The sequence below is a fragment of the Micromonospora sp. NPDC048894 genome (assembly GCF_040649765.1).
Taxonomy (GTDB): Bacteria; Actinomycetota; Actinomycetes; order Mycobacteriales; family Micromonosporaceae; genus Micromonospora; species Micromonospora antibiotica.
The window spans coordinates 290,645-306,131 of sequence record NZ_JBEZFY010000006.1 but is presented as its reverse complement, the minus strand read 5'-3'; the positions used below and the strand labels follow the sequence as shown (position 1 = coordinate 306,131).

Here is a 15,487-nt window from a genome sequence, read left to right as displayed (position 1 = left end):
AGGTCCCGGGACGACCGTTTCGTCGGCGGGACCGCTCAGTCCGCCGTGCCGGCCGGGTCACCCAGGGGGCTGGCCGGTGCTGGCGGTGATCATGTCGTGGTCGCACGGTGGATATCGGTCCGGTGCGGGTTGACCGGTCGGGAATAGTGGCAGGGGTGACGCTGATCGATGAGGGTGACGACCCGTACCGCTGGCTGGAGGAGCTGGACGGGGCGGACGCCGCCGGCTGGGTCCGCGAGCGCAACGCGGCGACCGTCGCGGCGCTGACCGATGACGACACGTTCGCCGAAGTGCAGGCGGAGATCCGGCAGGTGCTCGACGCCGACGACCGCATCCCGTACCCCGGCTGGCGTGGCGACGGGTTCTACTACGGCTTCTGGCGGGACGCGGCGCACCCCCGGGGGCTGTGGCGGCGCACCACACTGGCGCAGTACCGGCGGCCCGAGCCGGCCTGGGACGTCCTGCTCGACCTCGACGCGCTGGCCGCCGCAGAGGACGAGAACTGGGTCTGGGGCGGGGTGACGGTGCTCAAACCCGGCCACCGACGCTGCCTGGTCAGCCTGTCCCGGGGCGGCAAGGACGCGGTGGTGGTCCGCGAGTACGACCTGGACACCCGCGCCTTCGTCGCCGACGGGTTCACCCTCGACGAGGCCAAGAGCGACGTCACCTGGATCGACACCGACCGGATCTACGTCGGCACCGACCTCGGCCCCGGCTCGCTGACCACCTCCGGCTACCCGAGGGTGATCCGCCGGTGGCGGCGGGGCACCCCGCTGGCCGAGGCCGAGATCGTGTACGAGGGACAGGTCGACGACGTCTCTGCGTACGCCTCGCACGACCCGACGCCCGGATTCGAGCGCGACTTCGTCGGCCGCAGCCTGGACTTCTACCGGACCCGGAGCTTCCTGCTGACCCCCGACGGCGGGCAGGTCCCGGTCCCGGTGCCCGACGACGCCCGGTGGGACGTGCACCGGCAGTGGCTGCTGATCCGGCCGCGCTCGCCGTGGGAGGTCGCCGGGGTCACCTACCCCGCCGGGGCGCTGCTGGTGGCCCGGTTCGACGACTTCCTCGCCGGGGACCGCGACCTCACCGTGCTGTTCGAACCCGACGAGCGGACGGCGCTGAGCTACCACGTCTGGACCCGGCACCACCTGATCCTGGCCACCCTGGTCGACGTACGTCGGCGGCTGGAGGTGCTGACCCCCGCCGGCCCGCCGGCCCGCGATGTCCCGCCTGGTCCCGACGGCCGGCAGGGTCCCGGCGGGCCGGGGTCGTGCGGCGGTCCGGGGTCCGGCGACGGTCAGGGGGCGGCGGCCGGTGGGGTCCGGTGGCGGCGGGAGCCGCTGGCCGGGGTGTCGGCCGACGACGACACCTGGATCGTGGACACCGACCCCGACGTCGGCGACGACTACCTGATCGCCTCGACCGGCCACCTGCGGCCGGCGACGCTGCGGCTGGGGCGGATCGGCGGCCCGGTCGAGACCCTCAAGCAGGAGCCGGCGTCCTTCGACGCCACCGGCCTGGCCGTGCGCCAGTTCTTCGCCACCTCCGCCGACGGGACCCGGGTGCCCTACTCCGTGGTCGGCGACCCGACGGCGTCCGCCGGGCCCACCCTGCTCACCGGGTACGGCGGGTTCGAGATATCGCTGACGCCCCACTACGACGGGGTCGTCGGCCGGGCCTGGCTGGCCCGGGGCGGCAGCTACGTGGTGGCGAACATCCGCGGCGGCGGGGAGTACGGCCCGCAGTGGCACCGGGCGGCGCTGCGCGGGAACCGCCCCCGGGCGTACGAGGACTTCGCCGCCGTCGCCGCCGACCTGGTGGCCCGGGGGATCACCACCCCGGAGAAGCTCGGCATCGAGGGCGGCAGCAACGGCGGCCTGTTGATGGGGACCATGCTGACCCGCTACCCGACGCTGGTCGGCGCGGTGGTGGCGAACGTGCCGCTGCTGGACATGCGCCGCTACCACCTGCTGCTCGCCGGGGCCTCCTGGATGGCCGAGTACGGCGATCCGGACGATCCGGCCGACTGGGCCTACCTGCGGGACTATTCGCCGTACCACAACGTGCGGCCCGGGGTGACGTACCCGCCGGTCCTGTTCGTCACCTCGACCCGCGACGACCGGGTGCACCCGGGGCACGCCCGGAAGATGGCGGCCCTGCTGCGCGAGCACGGTCACGACGTGGCGTACTACGAGAACGTCGAGGGCGGGCACGGGGCGGCGAGCAACAACGAGCAGCGGGCGTTCCTGTCGGCGTTGACGTGGCGCTTTCTGTGGCAACGGCTGGGTGGCCGGTGACGGCTGTGTTGACGGGGCGATCCCTCACTTTGCGGGAATAGAGACCATCGACATCGGCGGGCACGGGACTTCCGCGATTGAGATGAATTAGTTTCCTCGACATTATTCACGTTTGTCGGCGAGGCGACTCGATGGGTGGGCTCCTATTGAATTGCGGTACCCGGTTGACTACTATCTGTAGTTGTCGACTTCGGGGGGGGGACCGTGAAGATAAAATTCCTCGCTACTTCCAGCAATTCGGGCTCGTGCCCGAGCCTGTACGAGACCGATGACGGTGACATCGTGGTGCAGGGTTACCGGTTGACCGATCCGGAGGCGCTCGCCCAGTTGCGGGACGTGCTGCCCGACGAGACCTTCGTCGTGGTGCCCCGGGCACTGATGTCCTGGTTCGAGCAGAAAGACTGACATGGGGTCGCTCGTCACCGACCCCGCCACGTTCCAGCGCCTCTTCGAGGACTTCCACCACGCCGCTTTCAAGCTGGAGGTCCGCCGGTCGTACGGCGTGCCGTCCGAGGACGAGCCGTTCCAGGTCTTTCTCGCCGGGGGAGACCCGGGCGTCGGATGGCTGCGGTCGTGGCTCGACCTGATGCGGGCCGAGACGGCGAAGGGCAAGCGGGTGGAGCGGGTGCGGGTCGTCGACGAGCCACCGAGCGACTACCTGCGTTTCGAGATGTCGGTGACGCCCCACAACATCGCGGCGGGCGAGGACATCCGCTACCTCGACCGCCGCCGGGCGACCGAGCTGGCGCTGCCGCAGTACGACTTCTGGTTGTTCGACTCGCAACTGGTCGCGTTCCTGCACTTCACCGACGACGACCAGTTCGTGGGTTTCAGCACCACCGAAGATCCGGCCGAGGTGTTGAAGCACTGCCAGTGCCGCGACCGGGCCTGGACGAGGGCCATTCCCTTCTCGGCGTTGCCGCCCACCGTCGCGGCAGCGGCCTGATCGGCACCACGATGTTGCGAGGTCGACACGGACTGCCGGACGTCAATGCGATCGGCGCTCTCCCGGCCCGTCGATTCCCCATTAGACGGTGTCATGAGTGACGACCGGGGCCGGGTGGACAACGATTTTTCCGGCCGCAGCGGGGCGGTGATCCAGGCCGGGCTCATTCAGGGCAACGTGAACCTGCGTGCGGTCACGGAGACGCCATTGCCGTCGCCCCGGCAGTTGCCACCCGCGACCAAGGGTTTCATCGACCGCGAGGTGCACATTCAGCAACTCGACTCGCTCCTCGACGAGGTTGAGTTGATCACCGACAAGTCGCGGTTGCCCGTCGTCACGATCTCCACGATCTCGGGCAGCGCCGGGGTGGGCAAGACGGCGCTGGCCGTGCACTGGGCGCACCGGGTACGGGAGCGTTTTCCCGACGGTGACCTCTACATCAACCTGCGCGGATATGACGCCGTTCCGCCGCTGACCCCGCACGAGGCCCTCGACGGATTCCTCCGGGCGATGGACGTGCCCGCCGAGAAGGTGCCGCGCGACCTGCACGACCGCACCGCGCTCTACCGGTCGTTGACCACCGGCCGGCGGATGCTGATCCTGCTCGACAACGCCGCCACCGCCGAGCAGGTGCGGCCACTGCTCCCCGCCGCACCGAGCTGCATGGTGATCATCACGAGCCGCAGCCGGCTGTCGGGGCTGACCGTCCGCGACGGCGCCATCCGGGCGGTGTTGGACGTGTTGTCGAGCCACGACGCGACCCGGCTGCTCCGGGTGACTGTCGGTGCCGATCGGGTGGACCGGCAACCCGAGATGGTGGACCGGCTGATCGAACTCTGCTCCCATCTGCCACTCGCCCTGCGCATCGTCGCCGACCGCGCCCGGCTCGACGAGGAACGGCCGCTCGCCGAGTTGGTGGAGGAGTTGACCGCCGAGGAGAGCCGCCTCGACGCGCTGGCCGTCGAGGAGGACGACCTGTCGGCCGTCCGGACGGTCTTCTCCTGGTCCTACCAGGCGCTGGCCGCCGAGACGGCCCGGGTGTTCCGGCTGGTCGGCCTGCACCCCGGAGCCGACATCGCGCTCGACGCGGCGGTCCGCCTCACCGGGCTCGCCCCCTCGGTCACGCGTCGCCACCTCGATTCGCTTGTCGGACTGCACCTGCTCACCCGCAGCGGACCGCACCGGTTCCGCCTGCACGATCTGCTGAGGCTGTATGCGATGGAGCGAGCGACCCTCGACGAGAGCCCGGAGGCCGTCCACGCCGCCCGGGAGCGGCTGCTGCGGTGGTATCTGCACCACACCTATGCGGCCTACCGGGCGATCCTTCCGCAGGGCCGGCCCCTGCCCGACGTCGACGTCCCACCCGACGCGACGCTCGACGACGCGCTGCGGTGGTGCGAACACGAACGGCTCAACCTGCTCGACGTCATCCGTGCCGCGCCCGAGTGGGGCCATCACCGGCTCGGCTGGCAGATCGCGCTCGCCAGCATGGCCTTCTTCGAGCGTAGGTCCTACTGGAAGGCGTGGATCGACAGCCACCTGGCGGGCCTGGACTGCGCCCGTCACCTCGGCGACCGTCGTGCCGAAGGATGGCTGCTGCTCAGCCTCGGCGATGCCTGGTGGGACCGGGGCGACCTCGACGAGGCCGGGCGCTGCTACGCCGGTTCGCTGCACGCGGCACGGGAGGTCGGGGACGCGTGGACCACCGGGTACGCCCTGCGCGGATGCGGCCTGGTGGACGAGGACCGGGGAGACTTCCCCGAGGCGACCCGCTACGCCCGGGAGGCGCTGCGGACCTTCCGCCAGTTGGGCGAGGAACGCGGCACCGGACTGGCCCTGATGAGCCTCGGCAACGCGCAACGTGGCGCCGGTCGCTTCGCTGAGGCCCTCGTCTCGTACGACGACGCGATGACGGTGTTCGAGCGGCTGGGCAACCGGTGGAGTCAGGGGCTCGTCGCGCTCCACCGGGGGCAGACGCTGCTGCACACCGGTGAGCCCGCGCCGGCGCTGGCGGCGGTGACCTCGGCCGCCGCGTTGTTCCGCGAACTCGGTGACCGCCGGCACGCCGCCCTGGCCCGCGCGTACGAGGGCGACGCCCACCTCCAGCTCCACCAGCCGCACGCCGCCCGCGAAGCCCTGGCCGACGCGCTGCTGACGCTGCTGGAACTCGACGACCCCCTCGCGGCGGACGTACGACGACGCCTGGCTGCCCTCGACCACCACGACGCCGTGCCGGAACAGCAGGGGGAACAGGATGGATGACCCGATTCTCACGGCGATCGCCGTGGCACTGTCGACCCGTGCCGTCGAGGGCCTGACCGATGCGGGCAGGGAGGCCCTCGCGTCGCTGATGCATCTCGTTCGCCGTAAGGCGGCCGGCCACCGGGAGCTTCGGGCCTCGCTCGTCGCCGAGCCCACATCCGCCGAGGGCGACGACCGGGCCGTGGAGTTGCGTCGGGCACTGGGCGACGCCGCCGCCCGTGATCCGGACTTCGACCAGGAGCTGCGCCGCCGCTGGGAGACCTTCCAGCCGACGACCGTACGGGCCGACGCGGTGACGAACACGGTGTCGGGTCAGGTCACCGGCCCGGTGGTGCAGGCGCGCGACATCTCCGGCGGGGTGCACGTGGGGATGCCCGCACGTGGTGGTGACGGCGCGTCATGACGTGATGGGCCGATCGTCGGTATGCAGCAGTTATGCTGAGAGTATGACTCGCCGTATCACCATCAGCTTGCCCGACGACGTGGCCGCCTACGTCGAACGCACCCAGGGCAACACGTCCGGTTTCATCGCGGGAGTCCTCCGTCGGAAGATGCGGGCGGACGACCTCCGGGCGCGCTGGGCGCAGCTCGGTTACGTCGTCACCGACGACGACGTGGAATCGACGAGGAGTCGTCTGGCAGCTCTGCCACCGATCAGTGACGAGCAGCATGCCCGGAATCTCGAATGGCTTCGCCAGTTCGACGAGGACGGAAGCGCCGCGGCGTGAACGGCCTGGTCCTCGACACCTCTGCGCTGCTCGCTTACGCCTCGGGAACCAGCGTCGAGCCCGGTGCCATGCTCACCCTCGCCGAGGAGGACCCGGAGCAGCAGCTGTGGGTACCCGCGCTCTGCCTCGGGCAGGCACAGCTCGAACTGGCGGGTACCGCCTCCGCCGCCCTGCTCGACCTGCTGTTCACCGAGGACCGTGACATTCAGGTGGCCGTCTACGATGCCGCGACGAGCCGGCGGGTGGCGCGGCTGGCGGCGCGTACACAGGTGTCGCTGGATGCCGCGCATGCCGTCACCACCGCCGTGCTCTACCGCTGCTATCTGGTCACCCGGGATCCGAAGGCCCTGACGCCGGCGCTGCCCCCGGGAATGGAGATCCTCGACATCAGCGAGACCTGGGACTGACGTTCCCGGGAAAGTGCTCGCTGCGCCGGCCCGACCACGACAGCGAGCGGGTGCCGGCGGTGACGGCGCGTGCCGGCCTGCCCGGCGGGTAGGCCGACACGGTCGAACGGTCAGTCAGGCTTGGCCTGTGCTGGTGCAGCCGGGACGGTCCGGTCTCTTTGAGCGCGGTGCTCGTCAGGAGGCGCGTCCACGCCGGGGGTGTGAAGGTGGAGGTGGGGCCGGTTGGGTCCTCGCTGTCGTGCAGCCCGGCGATTCCGGAAGGGTCGTCGGCGACCTCGTCGCAGTCGGTCCCGTTGTTGCTGCGGGGTGGACTTGCGCCAGACGGTACCGGTCAGCGCGGGGAAGCGGTGAGCACCGCCTTGCCGAAGGCGACGTGGGCCACGTTGGCCTGACGGCCCGAGTTGGCATTCCGGCCGGTGCAGCGGATCTTCAACTGGGTGGTACCGGTGATATCGACCTTGACATGGGTGGCGGGCCCCAGCTTGGCCACCTTGTTGCTGTCGAGCTGTCCTCCGCTGTCCCGGTAGAAGGCCACGTCGGCGACCAGCCCGGAGGCACCGGGGGTGTTGTCGTCGATGCCCAGCCAGAAGTCGAGGGTCCGCATCCCTGCGACGGGAAAGACGAAGTAGGTGTTGGTGCCGTTGCAGCTGAGTTCGATGCTCCGGTCGTAGGGCTTGTTGCCCATGGTCACCAGCCCTTTGACATAACCCCCGTTGCGGTCCTCCGCGTCGAGTTCGTCGAGGTAGCGGACCGAGACTTCCTCAGGGCTGTCCTCCGGCGTGGGTGTGGGGTCGACCGTCTCGGTGGGCGTGGGACGCGCCTCATCGCTCGGGCTCTCCGAGATGTCGAAGGTCGGGTCCTCGGAAGCCGGCGGCGTCAGGTACGCGGAAGGACTCGGCCCGGCCGCTGAGGTAGGTGCGGGATGGCTGGCCTGCGAGAATTCGATGCCGAACAGATCACGCCCAAAGCCGAGTGTCGCCACCAAGAGGCTCGCCGCGCCGATGATGACTCCGGCGAGAGCCAACTTCTGATGATCCTTGACCCAGCCGAAGTAGCGTGACACGGTGCACCTTCCGGGCGGCGAATTCGACGTGCCCTCACCTATGCAGGTCGGGGCGGCCGATTGTGTGCCGTTCGGTCTGGCGTGTCGAGGTGGGTGTCGCAAAGCTGACGCCATCCGCGTCGCGCACCGGCACCAGATCGGGGGCAGGGCAGCCCGGTCTGTGCGGTGTCCCTTTCAGTACCGGGGCGGCTGCTGCTTGAGGCTCGCCAGAAAACGCGTCCACGTTCGGGGTGCGAAGGTGAGGACTGGGCCGGTGGGGTCCTTGCTGTCGCGGAGTCCGACGACGCCGGGCATGTTGTCGGCGACCTCGACGCAGTTGCCGCCAGCGTTGCTGCGGGTGGACTTGCGCCAGACGGCACCGGTCAGGTCAGGCACGGGAGTGCTCCTCTGCTATTCGGTGGATCAGGCTCATTGACCGGGACTCATTGAGGACACGGCTCGTCATGTCGGCCCAGATAGCGCCGTACACGGCCGTCTCGTGCGGCTTGTCCAGGTAGATCGCCCCCGTCGCGGACTCGATGTAGGTCACGGGCGGCTCCACCTCCCTGCCGGTGGCGTCCTGCGGAAACTCCAGCATCGAGAAGCTTCCAGCCGTCATTCCGGCGTGTAGTCCGGCAGAAAATTCCATCATTCTTACGGTGACGTTGGGTAGTTCTGCGGCCTTGATGATCTGATGAAGCTGTTCAGCCATGATCTCCTTGCTGCCCACCGGCCGACGTAGCACGGCCTCGTTGAGTATCACGCTGAGTTGCGGCGGGGAGAACCGGATGAGCAACGCCTGTCGCTCCACCCGAAGTTGAACAGCCCGCTGATGCGTCTCGTCGTCGCTGGTGTCGATCCCGCCGCTGGGGAGTCGGGAGACATGTTCCGCGTAGGCGCGGGTTTGGAGCAGGCCGGGGACCAACTCGGCCTCGTACTGGCGGATGTGTGATGCGGCCGATTCCAGTCCGATGTAGAGCTGGAACCAGCGGGGCAGGCCGGAGCCGACGTAGTCGTGCCACCAGTTCTTGTTCTCCCGGGTGGCCGCCGTCATGGCCAGGAGCAACTCGCTGTCCTCGGTGGAGGCACCGTAGAGGTCGAGCATCTGCTGCACGTCGGCCTGCCGGTAGCGGACGTGCTCGGCACCGTTCTCGATCCGGTGCAGGGTGGCCCGTGCCCGGTCCAACTGCTCGGCGGCCTGCTCCATCGTCAGCCCGGCCGCCCTGCGCAACGACTCGAACTTCCGCCCGATCTGGCGGCGGAGCATCGTCGTCCCGGTCACGGATTGTGACACCATCGTCCTCCCGGCTCGGCTGGCCTGAACACCCTCCCGTCCATTTTCGACGGCCCCGCGTCTCCGCAGTAATGGACACATTACACAGAGTGCGTGTCTATAGCTAGCCGTGCGGTCGCGCAGCGCAATTGAGACGTTGCAATCAGTGGCTTCCGGTGTTTGACTGCTTCGGCGGTCGCTGGGAAGTTCCCGCTGCTCAGCGGCCATCTGATCCCCGTTGTCGGGTGGCTGGTGAGCGCTGCGACGGCGGGTGCACGGGGTGGGTCCGCCGGTGCGCGGCGGGCCGGTGGACCCACCCCCGCCCGGGTCGATCGTCAGGAGAGGCAGGTTCCGTCATGCGTGACTTCTTCCGCCGGATTCCGGAGAGCCGACGACCGCTGCCGGCGTCGGTGGGGCGTCGTCCGGGCGTACCCAATCGGTTGTTGCCGTGGCAGGTGCGGGAGCGGCGGTTCCGGCCGGCGCGGTTCGGGCGGCGCGGGCTCGACCCGCAGGAGGTGCGGGAGTTCCTCGACCAGGTCGCCGGTGAGCTGGCCGCCGCCTACGACGCGCTGCGGCAGAGCCGGCGGGAGGCCGGCCGGGTCAGGATCGCGCTGTGCCAGCTGCAAGCCGAGCGGGCGCACGGCCGCAACGAGCGGGAGTGGGACCGGTGACCGGGCGCTTCGTCATCCACCTGCCGGTGGTCACCGACGATCTGCTCTCCGCGCAGCGGCTGGCCCGGGTGGTGGCGCACTGGACGCACGTCCTGCCGCAGACCGACCCGGGCGGCACCACCGTCTCCGTCGAGGACGACCAGAACGTCCGCCACTGGGTGTTCTGTGACCGGCTGCTCTCCGGTGGTCGGCGCTGCCTGCTCCGCCCCGACCACGACGGCGAGTGCTCCCGGCGGCGCGGGTGGCGGTGAGCGGGCTCCGGTGAGGGGCGGTGCCGCGCGTCCGGGCCGACCGGCCGTGACGCTGCGGTGCCGTCCGGCTCAGCGGCGGGGTGCGCTGCCCGCCGTCGCCGGGGTCCGCGTCATCCGCACCGCCCAGTCCAGGGCGTGGTCGGCGACCGCCTCCCAGCCCGGCTCACCCACCGTGAAGTGGGAGCGGCCCGGGAACTCGTGGTACGCGGTCACCGCCCGCGACTTCTGATAGAGCCCGGCGTTCGCCTTCACCAGCGACGGCGGGGCCACGTGGTCCTCGCCACCGGCGATCAGCAGCAGCGGCGGCCGGTCGTCGCGCCCGGTGTCGACGGTCGCGGCGGAGTGCGGGTCGAGGTTGGCGAACGCCCCCTCGAAGAGCACGTGCCCGGCGGCCGGTACGGCGTAACGCCGCCAGGCCCGGTCGGAGTCGTCCGGCTGGAGGGTGTTGCCGAAGGCGTAGCGGAACTCGTCCGGGCTGATCTGCACCCCCCGGTGCCGGTTGACCGGGCTGTGCAGCACCGGGTACGACGCCCGCAGCGTGCTGATCGGCAGCCGGAGCACCCCCTTGACCGGCGCGGACGCGACCGCCACGGTGGCCGCGCCGAGCCCCCGGTCGGCCAGCACCTGGGCGACCAGCCCGCCGAACGAGTGGCCGATCACGATCGGTGGGCTCGGCAGCTCACGGATCACCGCCGCGTAGTGGTCGATCACCTGCCGCAGGGTGGTGCCGGCGATCGTGCCCGGGTCGGCGCGCAGCGCGGTCACCTCCCGGTCGAAGCCCGGCCAGGCCGGGGCGAGCACCCGGAACCCGCGTGCCTCGTACCGCTCGACCCACCCCTCCCAACTACGTGGTGTCATCCACAGCCCGTGCACGAGCACCACCGTGTCGACCCGCGCATTCGACGTGTTCCCCATGCCGTCCTCCCCGACCTCACCCACCCCCAACCCCGGCCGCATACCCACCTCCCACCCCGCAATGCCCCCACCCCATCCGGCGGGCCCGAATACGCCCGGTGATCAAGAGGTTTGCGTCATCCGACGGCCAGATTTTGACGCAAACCTCTTGATCACCGGGGCCGGCGGGGCGGCGGGGGCGGCGGGGCCGGCGGAGGCGGCGAGGCGGCGGGGGCGGCGGTGCGCTGGCTCAGGAGGTGGGGAGGGTGTCGACGACTACCAGTTCGGTGCCGGGGCGGACCTCGTCGAGGAGGGTCTGCTGGGCGGTACGGGTGAGTCGGATGCAGCCGTTGGTGACGTTCTCGCCGAGGGTGTCGTCGTCCTGCCAGGTGTGCAGGCCGATGTGCGCGCCCTTGAGGCCGGTGGGCACCGCGTCCAGGTCGTCGGGGATCGCGCCGAGGGCGAAGACGTCCACCCCGCCGTAGGCGGGCTCGGGCGGGGGAGTGGTGCCGAGGATGAAGGTCCGGCCGAGCGGGGTCTCCTGGCCGGGCAGGCCGAGGCTGACCGGCCAGGTGTGCTGCGGGCTGCCGTGCCGGTACCAGGTGAGCTGGTGGGTCCGCCGCTGCACCACGAGCTGGTCACGCAGGGCCACCGGGGTCCAGCCGCCCGCCGGCAGCCACGCCAGTCGGCGGCTCGCCGAGGGCAGCAGGACCGCCGTCCAGCCGGTGCGGCGTTCCACCACCGGCATGGTCAGCTCGACCCCGTTGATGGTGGGGGCGAGCAGGGCGCGGGGTCGTCCGCCCGGGGCGTCGTACGCGGCGATGTTCCGGGTCGGGGTGAGCCCCTCGGTCAACGGCGTGACGTCGAGCGGGCGCGGGTCGGCCGGGAAGCCGGCGGGTGCCGGCTCGTAGTCGATCACCGGTAGTCCGGCGGGGGCCGGTGCGGCGGGCGGCACGGTCTCGTCCTCGGCCGGGGCGGTAGTCGCGGCCGGTGGCGGGGCGGCCCGGCGGGTCGGCGCGGGGGCGTCGTAGCGCAGTGCCGCGCCGACCAGCACGGCCAGCACCAGCAGCGCCGGTACGCCGACGACGGCGGCGAGTGGACCCCGCCCCCACCGGTCGATCATTCGGTCAAACAGCACAAACAAAGACTAACGGGTGCATAGCTTCCGGTCGGCGTGAATCGTCCGGACAGGTTCGCCCGACGGGGCGCCACCGGTCAACGGATGGACGGTCGTCGCTGCGCCGGTGCGCCGTCGACGCGGTGCGCCGGGGGCTACACGCGCGCCGGGCCGGGGTGGTTCGACACTCCGCCGAGAATTTTCACCAGCCGCACTGATCCGTACGCCCCGGAGGTCCGTACTGGAGGTGGGAGCAAGGTCGGCCGGTGGTGGCGCCGCCGTTAGACGATCGAGGAGCAGATGGCCCGGGCAAAGCAGAACGAGAAGGCCGCGACCGTCCGGACCTCCACCAGTAGCCGTGGTGTCCGGACCGTGTCGAAATCCGTGCTGGCCCTGATGGTGGCCTCCGCGCTGGGCCTGCTCTGGGCCGGCGTCGAGATGACCGGCAACGGCACGGTGATGTACGCGTACGGGTTCTTCTTCACCGAGTTCTTCGCCGGGGTGGTCGCCCTGGTGGCGCTCAGCCTCACCGTGATGATGGGCCTGCTCGCCACCGACCGGCTGGTCCTGATGATCCGGCACCGGGTGCTGCTCCAGTCGGCGCACCGGGCCACCGGTGTCCTCGGTGTCGCCGGCCTGGTGTTCCACGTCATCACCAAGATCGCGATCGGTCGGGCCGGCCCCACCGACGCCGTGGTCCCGTTCATCGGCGGCAGCGGGCTCTACGTCGGTCTCGGCACGGTGGCCGCGTTCCTCATGGTGAGCGTGTTCTGGACCGGCATCGTCCGGGTCCGCTTCGCCGGTGTCGGCCCCAAGTGGTTCTGGCGCAGCCTGCACTCCCTGGCGTACCTCTCCTGGCCGTTCGCCCTGTTCCACGGCCTCAACGCCGGCCGCGCCGCCAAGTCCTGGGTGGTGCTCAGCTACCTGGCGTGCGTGCTGCTGGTGGTGGTGGCGCTGATGGTGCGGCTGTCGGTCTACCTCGGCAAGCGCACCCGTGAGCAGCAGCAGGCCGCCGCGCTGAACAAGGCGATGACCGCCAAGGCGACCGACGAGGGCAAGGGGCGGACGCTGCTCAGTGGCCTCGGCCGTAAAAAGGAGGAGGAGACCAAGGACAGCCGGACCGGTTGGGCCGAGACCACCCTGACCCCGTCCTGGAACGCGCCGACCGGCACTGCCCGGCGTCGTGACCCCGAGCGGTTCACCGTTCCGGTGGTGCCCGAGCCCGGCACCCTGCGGGAACCCGTCCGGGGCGGCCGACCCGCCCGGGAGACGTCGGCCCCCCGCCGCGAGCGTGACCTGGAACCGGCCGCCCGACGCCGCACCGTCGAGCGCGACGAACGCGACGAACGGCCCCGCCGCCGCGACGAGGACGTCGCCCCGGTCTCCGGCAGTCGCCGGTCCCGCTACGAGGAGGACGTCGCCCCGGTGTCCGGCAGTCGCCGCGCCCGCTACGAGGAGGACGTCGCGCCGGTGTCCGGCAGTCGCCGCCGCGACGAGGACGTCGCCCCGGTCTCCGGTGGCCGCCGGTCCCGGTACGAGGAGGACGTGGCCCCCGTGTCGGGCACCCGCCGGTCCCGCTACGAGGAGGACGTCGCCCCGGTGTCGGGCACCCGCCGGTCCCGGTACGAGGAGGACGTGGCCCCCGTGTCGGGCACCCGCCGGTCCCGGTACGAGGACGAGGACATCGCCCCGGTCTCCACCGGTCGGCGGGCCCGACGCGACGACGACGACCTGGCCGCCCGCTACTCGGCCCCGCCCCGGCGGCGCACCGAGGAGCCCGAGGAGCCGTGGGACAGCCCGAACCGGTGGGAGTCCAGCCGGCCCGTCTCGGCCGAACCCATCTCCGCCGCCCCGCGCAGCGGCTCCGGCCGGCACAGCGTCGAGCCGGACGTGCCCGAGGAGCCGGACTACTGGCGTCCGCCGGCCCGCTACGTCGCCGACGACATCCCGGTCGACGACACCCCGACCCTGGTCGACCTGGCCTCCCGGCGGGCCCGCAAGGCCACCGGCGACGGCCGCAGCCGGCGCAAGGGCAAAGCCAACGCGGACGCCGTCGACGGGGCGTACTGGGCCGGGCTGCGCGGTGAAGCCAAGTGATGCGGACCAAGGTGCCCCCGGTCGCCTGCATCGGCGAGCCCCGGCTCACCGCCGGTTTCGCCGAGTTCGGTCGGCTGGACCTGATGGCACACGAGACGGTGCACGGCCCGATCGGCCCGATGGAACCGGCCAACCTGCTCCGACTGGCCGAGGCCATCCAGCTCAAGGGCAAGGGCGGCGCGGGTTTCCCGTTCTACCGGAAGTTCAAGGCGGTGCTGGAGTCCTGTGAACGGCAGGACCTGCCCGCCGTGGTGGTGGTCAACGCCACCGAGGGGGAACCGGCGAGCTGGAAGGACAAGGTGCTGCTCACCCGGGCCCCGCACCTGATCCTCGACGGTGCCGCCCTGTCCGCCTACGCGCTGGACGCCGAGGAGATCGTGCTCTGCGTCGCCGACGACCTGATCGGCCGGGACTCGCTCACCGAGGCACTCGCCGAACGTCGGATGCCGGTCCCCACCACCATCGTCACCGTGCCGCACCGGTTCATCTCCGGCGAGGGCGGCGCACTGGTCAACGGGATCAACGGACTGCCGCACATCCCGCCGGGCACCAAGAAGCGGTCCAGCGACTCGGGCGTACGCAACCTGCCCACCCTGCTGTCCAACGCCGAGACGTACGCCCAGGTGGCCATCGCCGCCCGGCTCGGCCCGTACGAGTACGCGGCGCTCGGCACCGACGACGAGCCGGGCACCGTCCTGCTCACCGTGACCGGCCAGGCCAAACGCGCCGCCGTGGTGGAGTGCGCCGCCGGCACCCCGCTACGGGACATCCTCGAACTGTGCGAGGTGCCGGAGGGGCCGGGCATCCTGATGGGCGGCTACCACGGCCGCTGGATCACCTGGGAGGCGGCGCAGCGGGCGGAGATCACCCGCAAGAGCCTCACCAGCGTCGGCGGCACCCTCGGCGCCGGCATCATCATCCCGCTCGGCCGCGACACCTGCCCGCTCGGCGAAGCCGCCCAGGTGGTCCGCTACCTGGCCGGGGAGTCCGCCGGCCAGTGCGGGCCGTGCAAGCGGGGCCTGCCCGACCTGGCCCGCGCCGTCGACCTGGCGGTCTCCGGCAGCGCCCCGGTGGAGGTCGTGCGGGCCGCCGCCGGTGACGTGAAGGGCCGGGGCGCGTGCAGCCACCCCGACGGCACCTCCCGTTTCGCGCTCTCCGCGATGGAGGTGTTCGCCGACGACCTGCGGCAGCACACCACCGGTGAGGGGTGCGGCAAACGGGTCAAGGGCGTGATGGGGCTGCCCGGTGCCCCCGACGCCAACCCGAAGATGCTCACCCTGGACTGGTCCCGCTGTGACGGGCACGGACTCTGCGCCCACGTCGTACCGGACTTCATCCGGCTCGACGGCAACGGCTACCCCGCCTTCCCGCCCACCCCCGTGCCGACCTGGCTGAAGGAGGGGGCGATGAAGGCCGTCAAGGTCTGCCCCGAGCTCGCGCTGCGGTTGGTCGAGGTCAAGTAGCACCGTCGAGGTCACCCGGCACCGTCGGGGTCACGT

The 15,487-nt window shown here is 71.2% G+C and carries 16 protein-coding genes and 1 pseudogene; 11 read left to right on the top strand and 6 right to left on the bottom strand.

Features of this window, described 5'->3' with window-relative positions:
• Positions 1-146 precede the first annotated feature (146 nt).
• The 7 genes from AB0C22_RS15930 (at position 147) to AB0C22_RS15900 (ending at position 6,643) form a co-directional block, all read left to right on the top strand.
• A complete protein-coding gene (locus AB0C22_RS15930) occupies positions 147-2,300 on the top strand; it encodes a prolyl oligopeptidase family serine peptidase (protein ID WP_357535569.1) in 2,154 nt (717 codons plus the stop codon).
• A 282-nt stretch (positions 2,301-2,582) separates the two neighbouring features.
• Complete coding sequence (locus AB0C22_RS15925) at positions 2,583-2,705, top strand: hypothetical protein (RefSeq protein WP_357535567.1); 123 nt, start codon at positions 2,583-2,585, stop codon at positions 2,703-2,705.
• Between the two features lies 1 nt (position 2,706).
• Positions 2,707-3,246 carry a DUF6879 family protein gene (locus AB0C22_RS15920; protein ID WP_357535565.1) on the top strand — a complete coding sequence of 180 codons (540 nt, stop codon included), beginning with the start codon at positions 2,707-2,709 and terminating at the stop codon, positions 3,244-3,246.
• 93 nt (positions 3,247-3,339) lie between these two features.
• Positions 3,340-5,508 carry a tetratricopeptide repeat protein gene (locus AB0C22_RS15915; protein ID WP_357535563.1) on the top strand — a complete coding sequence of 723 codons (2,169 nt, stop codon included), beginning with the start codon at positions 3,340-3,342 and terminating at the stop codon, positions 5,506-5,508.
• A complete protein-coding gene (locus AB0C22_RS15910) occupies positions 5,501-5,911 on the top strand; it encodes a hypothetical protein (protein WP_357535561.1) in 411 nt (136 codons plus the stop codon). Before AB0C22_RS15915 ends, AB0C22_RS15910 begins: the two co-directional genes overlap by 8 nt.
• Before the next feature lie 43 nt (positions 5,912-5,954).
• Positions 5,955-6,236, top strand: coding sequence for a hypothetical protein (locus AB0C22_RS15905; RefSeq protein ID WP_145921196.1), 282 nt, complete (start codon positions 5,955-5,957; stop codon positions 6,234-6,236).
• On the top strand, positions 6,233-6,643 hold the full coding sequence (locus AB0C22_RS15900) for a hypothetical protein (protein WP_219464164.1): 411 nt from the start codon (positions 6,233-6,235) through the stop codon (positions 6,641-6,643). The genes AB0C22_RS15905 and AB0C22_RS15900 overlap by 4 nt, the downstream gene beginning before the upstream one ends.
• A 169-nt stretch (positions 6,644-6,812) precedes the next feature.
• Here AB0C22_RS15900 and AB0C22_RS15895 read toward each other — a convergent pair.
• From AB0C22_RS15895 to AB0C22_RS15880, 4 genes and pseudogenes are all read right to left on the bottom strand, one after another.
• Positions 6,813-6,978: pseudogene (locus tag AB0C22_RS15895) on the bottom strand (DUF397 domain-containing protein); the annotation flags it as partial.
• Positions 6,975-7,706, bottom strand: coding sequence for an NPCBM/NEW2 domain-containing protein (locus AB0C22_RS15890; RefSeq protein ID WP_357535559.1), 732 nt, complete (start codon positions 7,704-7,706; stop codon positions 6,975-6,977). The pseudogene AB0C22_RS15895 and the gene AB0C22_RS15890, both read right to left, overlap by 4 nt.
• Positions 7,707-7,880: 174 nt before the next feature.
• Positions 7,881-8,081: a DUF397 domain-containing protein gene (locus AB0C22_RS15885; protein ID WP_219464161.1), complete on the bottom strand. Its 201-nt coding sequence runs from the start codon at positions 8,079-8,081 to the stop codon at positions 7,881-7,883.
• Positions 8,074-8,952: a helix-turn-helix transcriptional regulator gene (locus AB0C22_RS15880; protein WP_219470269.1), complete on the bottom strand. Its 879-nt coding sequence runs from the start codon at positions 8,950-8,952 to the stop codon at positions 8,074-8,076. The genes AB0C22_RS15885 and AB0C22_RS15880 overlap by 8 nt, the downstream gene beginning before the upstream one ends.
• 362 nt (positions 8,953-9,314) lie before the next feature.
• Between AB0C22_RS15880 and AB0C22_RS15875 the strand changes: the two genes are divergently transcribed.
• Positions 9,315-9,629, top strand: coding sequence for a DivIVA domain-containing protein (locus AB0C22_RS15875; RefSeq protein ID WP_219464159.1), 315 nt, complete (start codon positions 9,315-9,317; stop codon positions 9,627-9,629).
• Positions 9,626-9,880 (top strand): hypothetical protein, encoded by a 255-nt coding sequence (locus tag AB0C22_RS15870; protein WP_208568889.1) that lies wholly within the window; start codon positions 9,626-9,628, stop codon positions 9,878-9,880. Before AB0C22_RS15875 ends, AB0C22_RS15870 begins: the two co-directional genes overlap by 4 nt.
• A 69-nt stretch (positions 9,881-9,949) precedes the next feature.
• On the opposite strand, the gene AB0C22_RS15865 is transcribed toward AB0C22_RS15870, so the two are convergent.
• A complete protein-coding gene (locus AB0C22_RS15865) occupies positions 9,950-10,795 on the bottom strand; it encodes an alpha/beta fold hydrolase (protein ID WP_219464157.1) in 846 nt (281 codons plus the stop codon).
• Positions 10,796-11,024: 229 nt separating this feature from the next.
• Positions 11,025-11,912, bottom strand: coding sequence for a L,D-transpeptidase (locus tag AB0C22_RS15860; protein ID WP_357535556.1), 888 nt, complete (start codon positions 11,910-11,912; stop codon positions 11,025-11,027).
• Between the two features lie 351 nt (positions 11,913-12,263).
• Here AB0C22_RS15860 and AB0C22_RS15855 point away from each other — a divergent pair, with 351 nt between their 5' ends.
• Complete coding sequence (locus tag AB0C22_RS15855; protein WP_357535554.1) at positions 12,264-13,988, top strand: ferric reductase-like transmembrane domain-containing protein; 1,725 nt, start codon at positions 12,264-12,266, stop codon at positions 13,986-13,988.
• Complete coding sequence (locus AB0C22_RS15850; protein WP_208568893.1) at positions 13,985-15,451, top strand: NADH-quinone oxidoreductase subunit NuoF family protein; 1,467 nt, start codon at positions 13,985-13,987, stop codon at positions 15,449-15,451. The genes AB0C22_RS15855 and AB0C22_RS15850 overlap by 4 nt, the downstream gene beginning before the upstream one ends.
• Positions 15,452-15,487: the final 36 nt, after the last annotated feature.

Coding starts and splice junctions, on each gene's coding strand:
- AB0C22_RS15920 (WP_357535565.1), top strand. CDS start 2,707: ATGGGGTCGCTCGTCACCGACCCCGCCACGTTCCAGCGCCTCTTCGAG.
- AB0C22_RS15915 (WP_357535563.1), top strand. CDS start 3,340: ATGAGTGACGACCGGGGCCGGGTGGACAACGATTTTTCCGGCCGCAGC.
- AB0C22_RS15910 (WP_357535561.1), top strand. CDS start 5,501: ATGGATGACCCGATTCTCACGGCGATCGCCGTGGCACTGTCGACCCGT.
- AB0C22_RS15905 (WP_145921196.1), top strand. CDS start 5,955: ATGACTCGCCGTATCACCATCAGCTTGCCCGACGACGTGGCCGCCTAC.
- AB0C22_RS15880 (WP_219470269.1), bottom strand. CDS start 8,952: ATGCTCCGCCGCCAGATCGGGCGGAAGTTCGAGTCGTTGCGCAGGGCG.
- AB0C22_RS15875 (WP_219464159.1), top strand. CDS start 9,315: ATGCGTGACTTCTTCCGCCGGATTCCGGAGAGCCGACGACCGCTGCCG.
- AB0C22_RS15865 (WP_219464157.1), bottom strand. CDS start 10,795: ATGGGGAACACGTCGAATGCGCGGGTCGACACGGTGGTGCTCGTGCAC.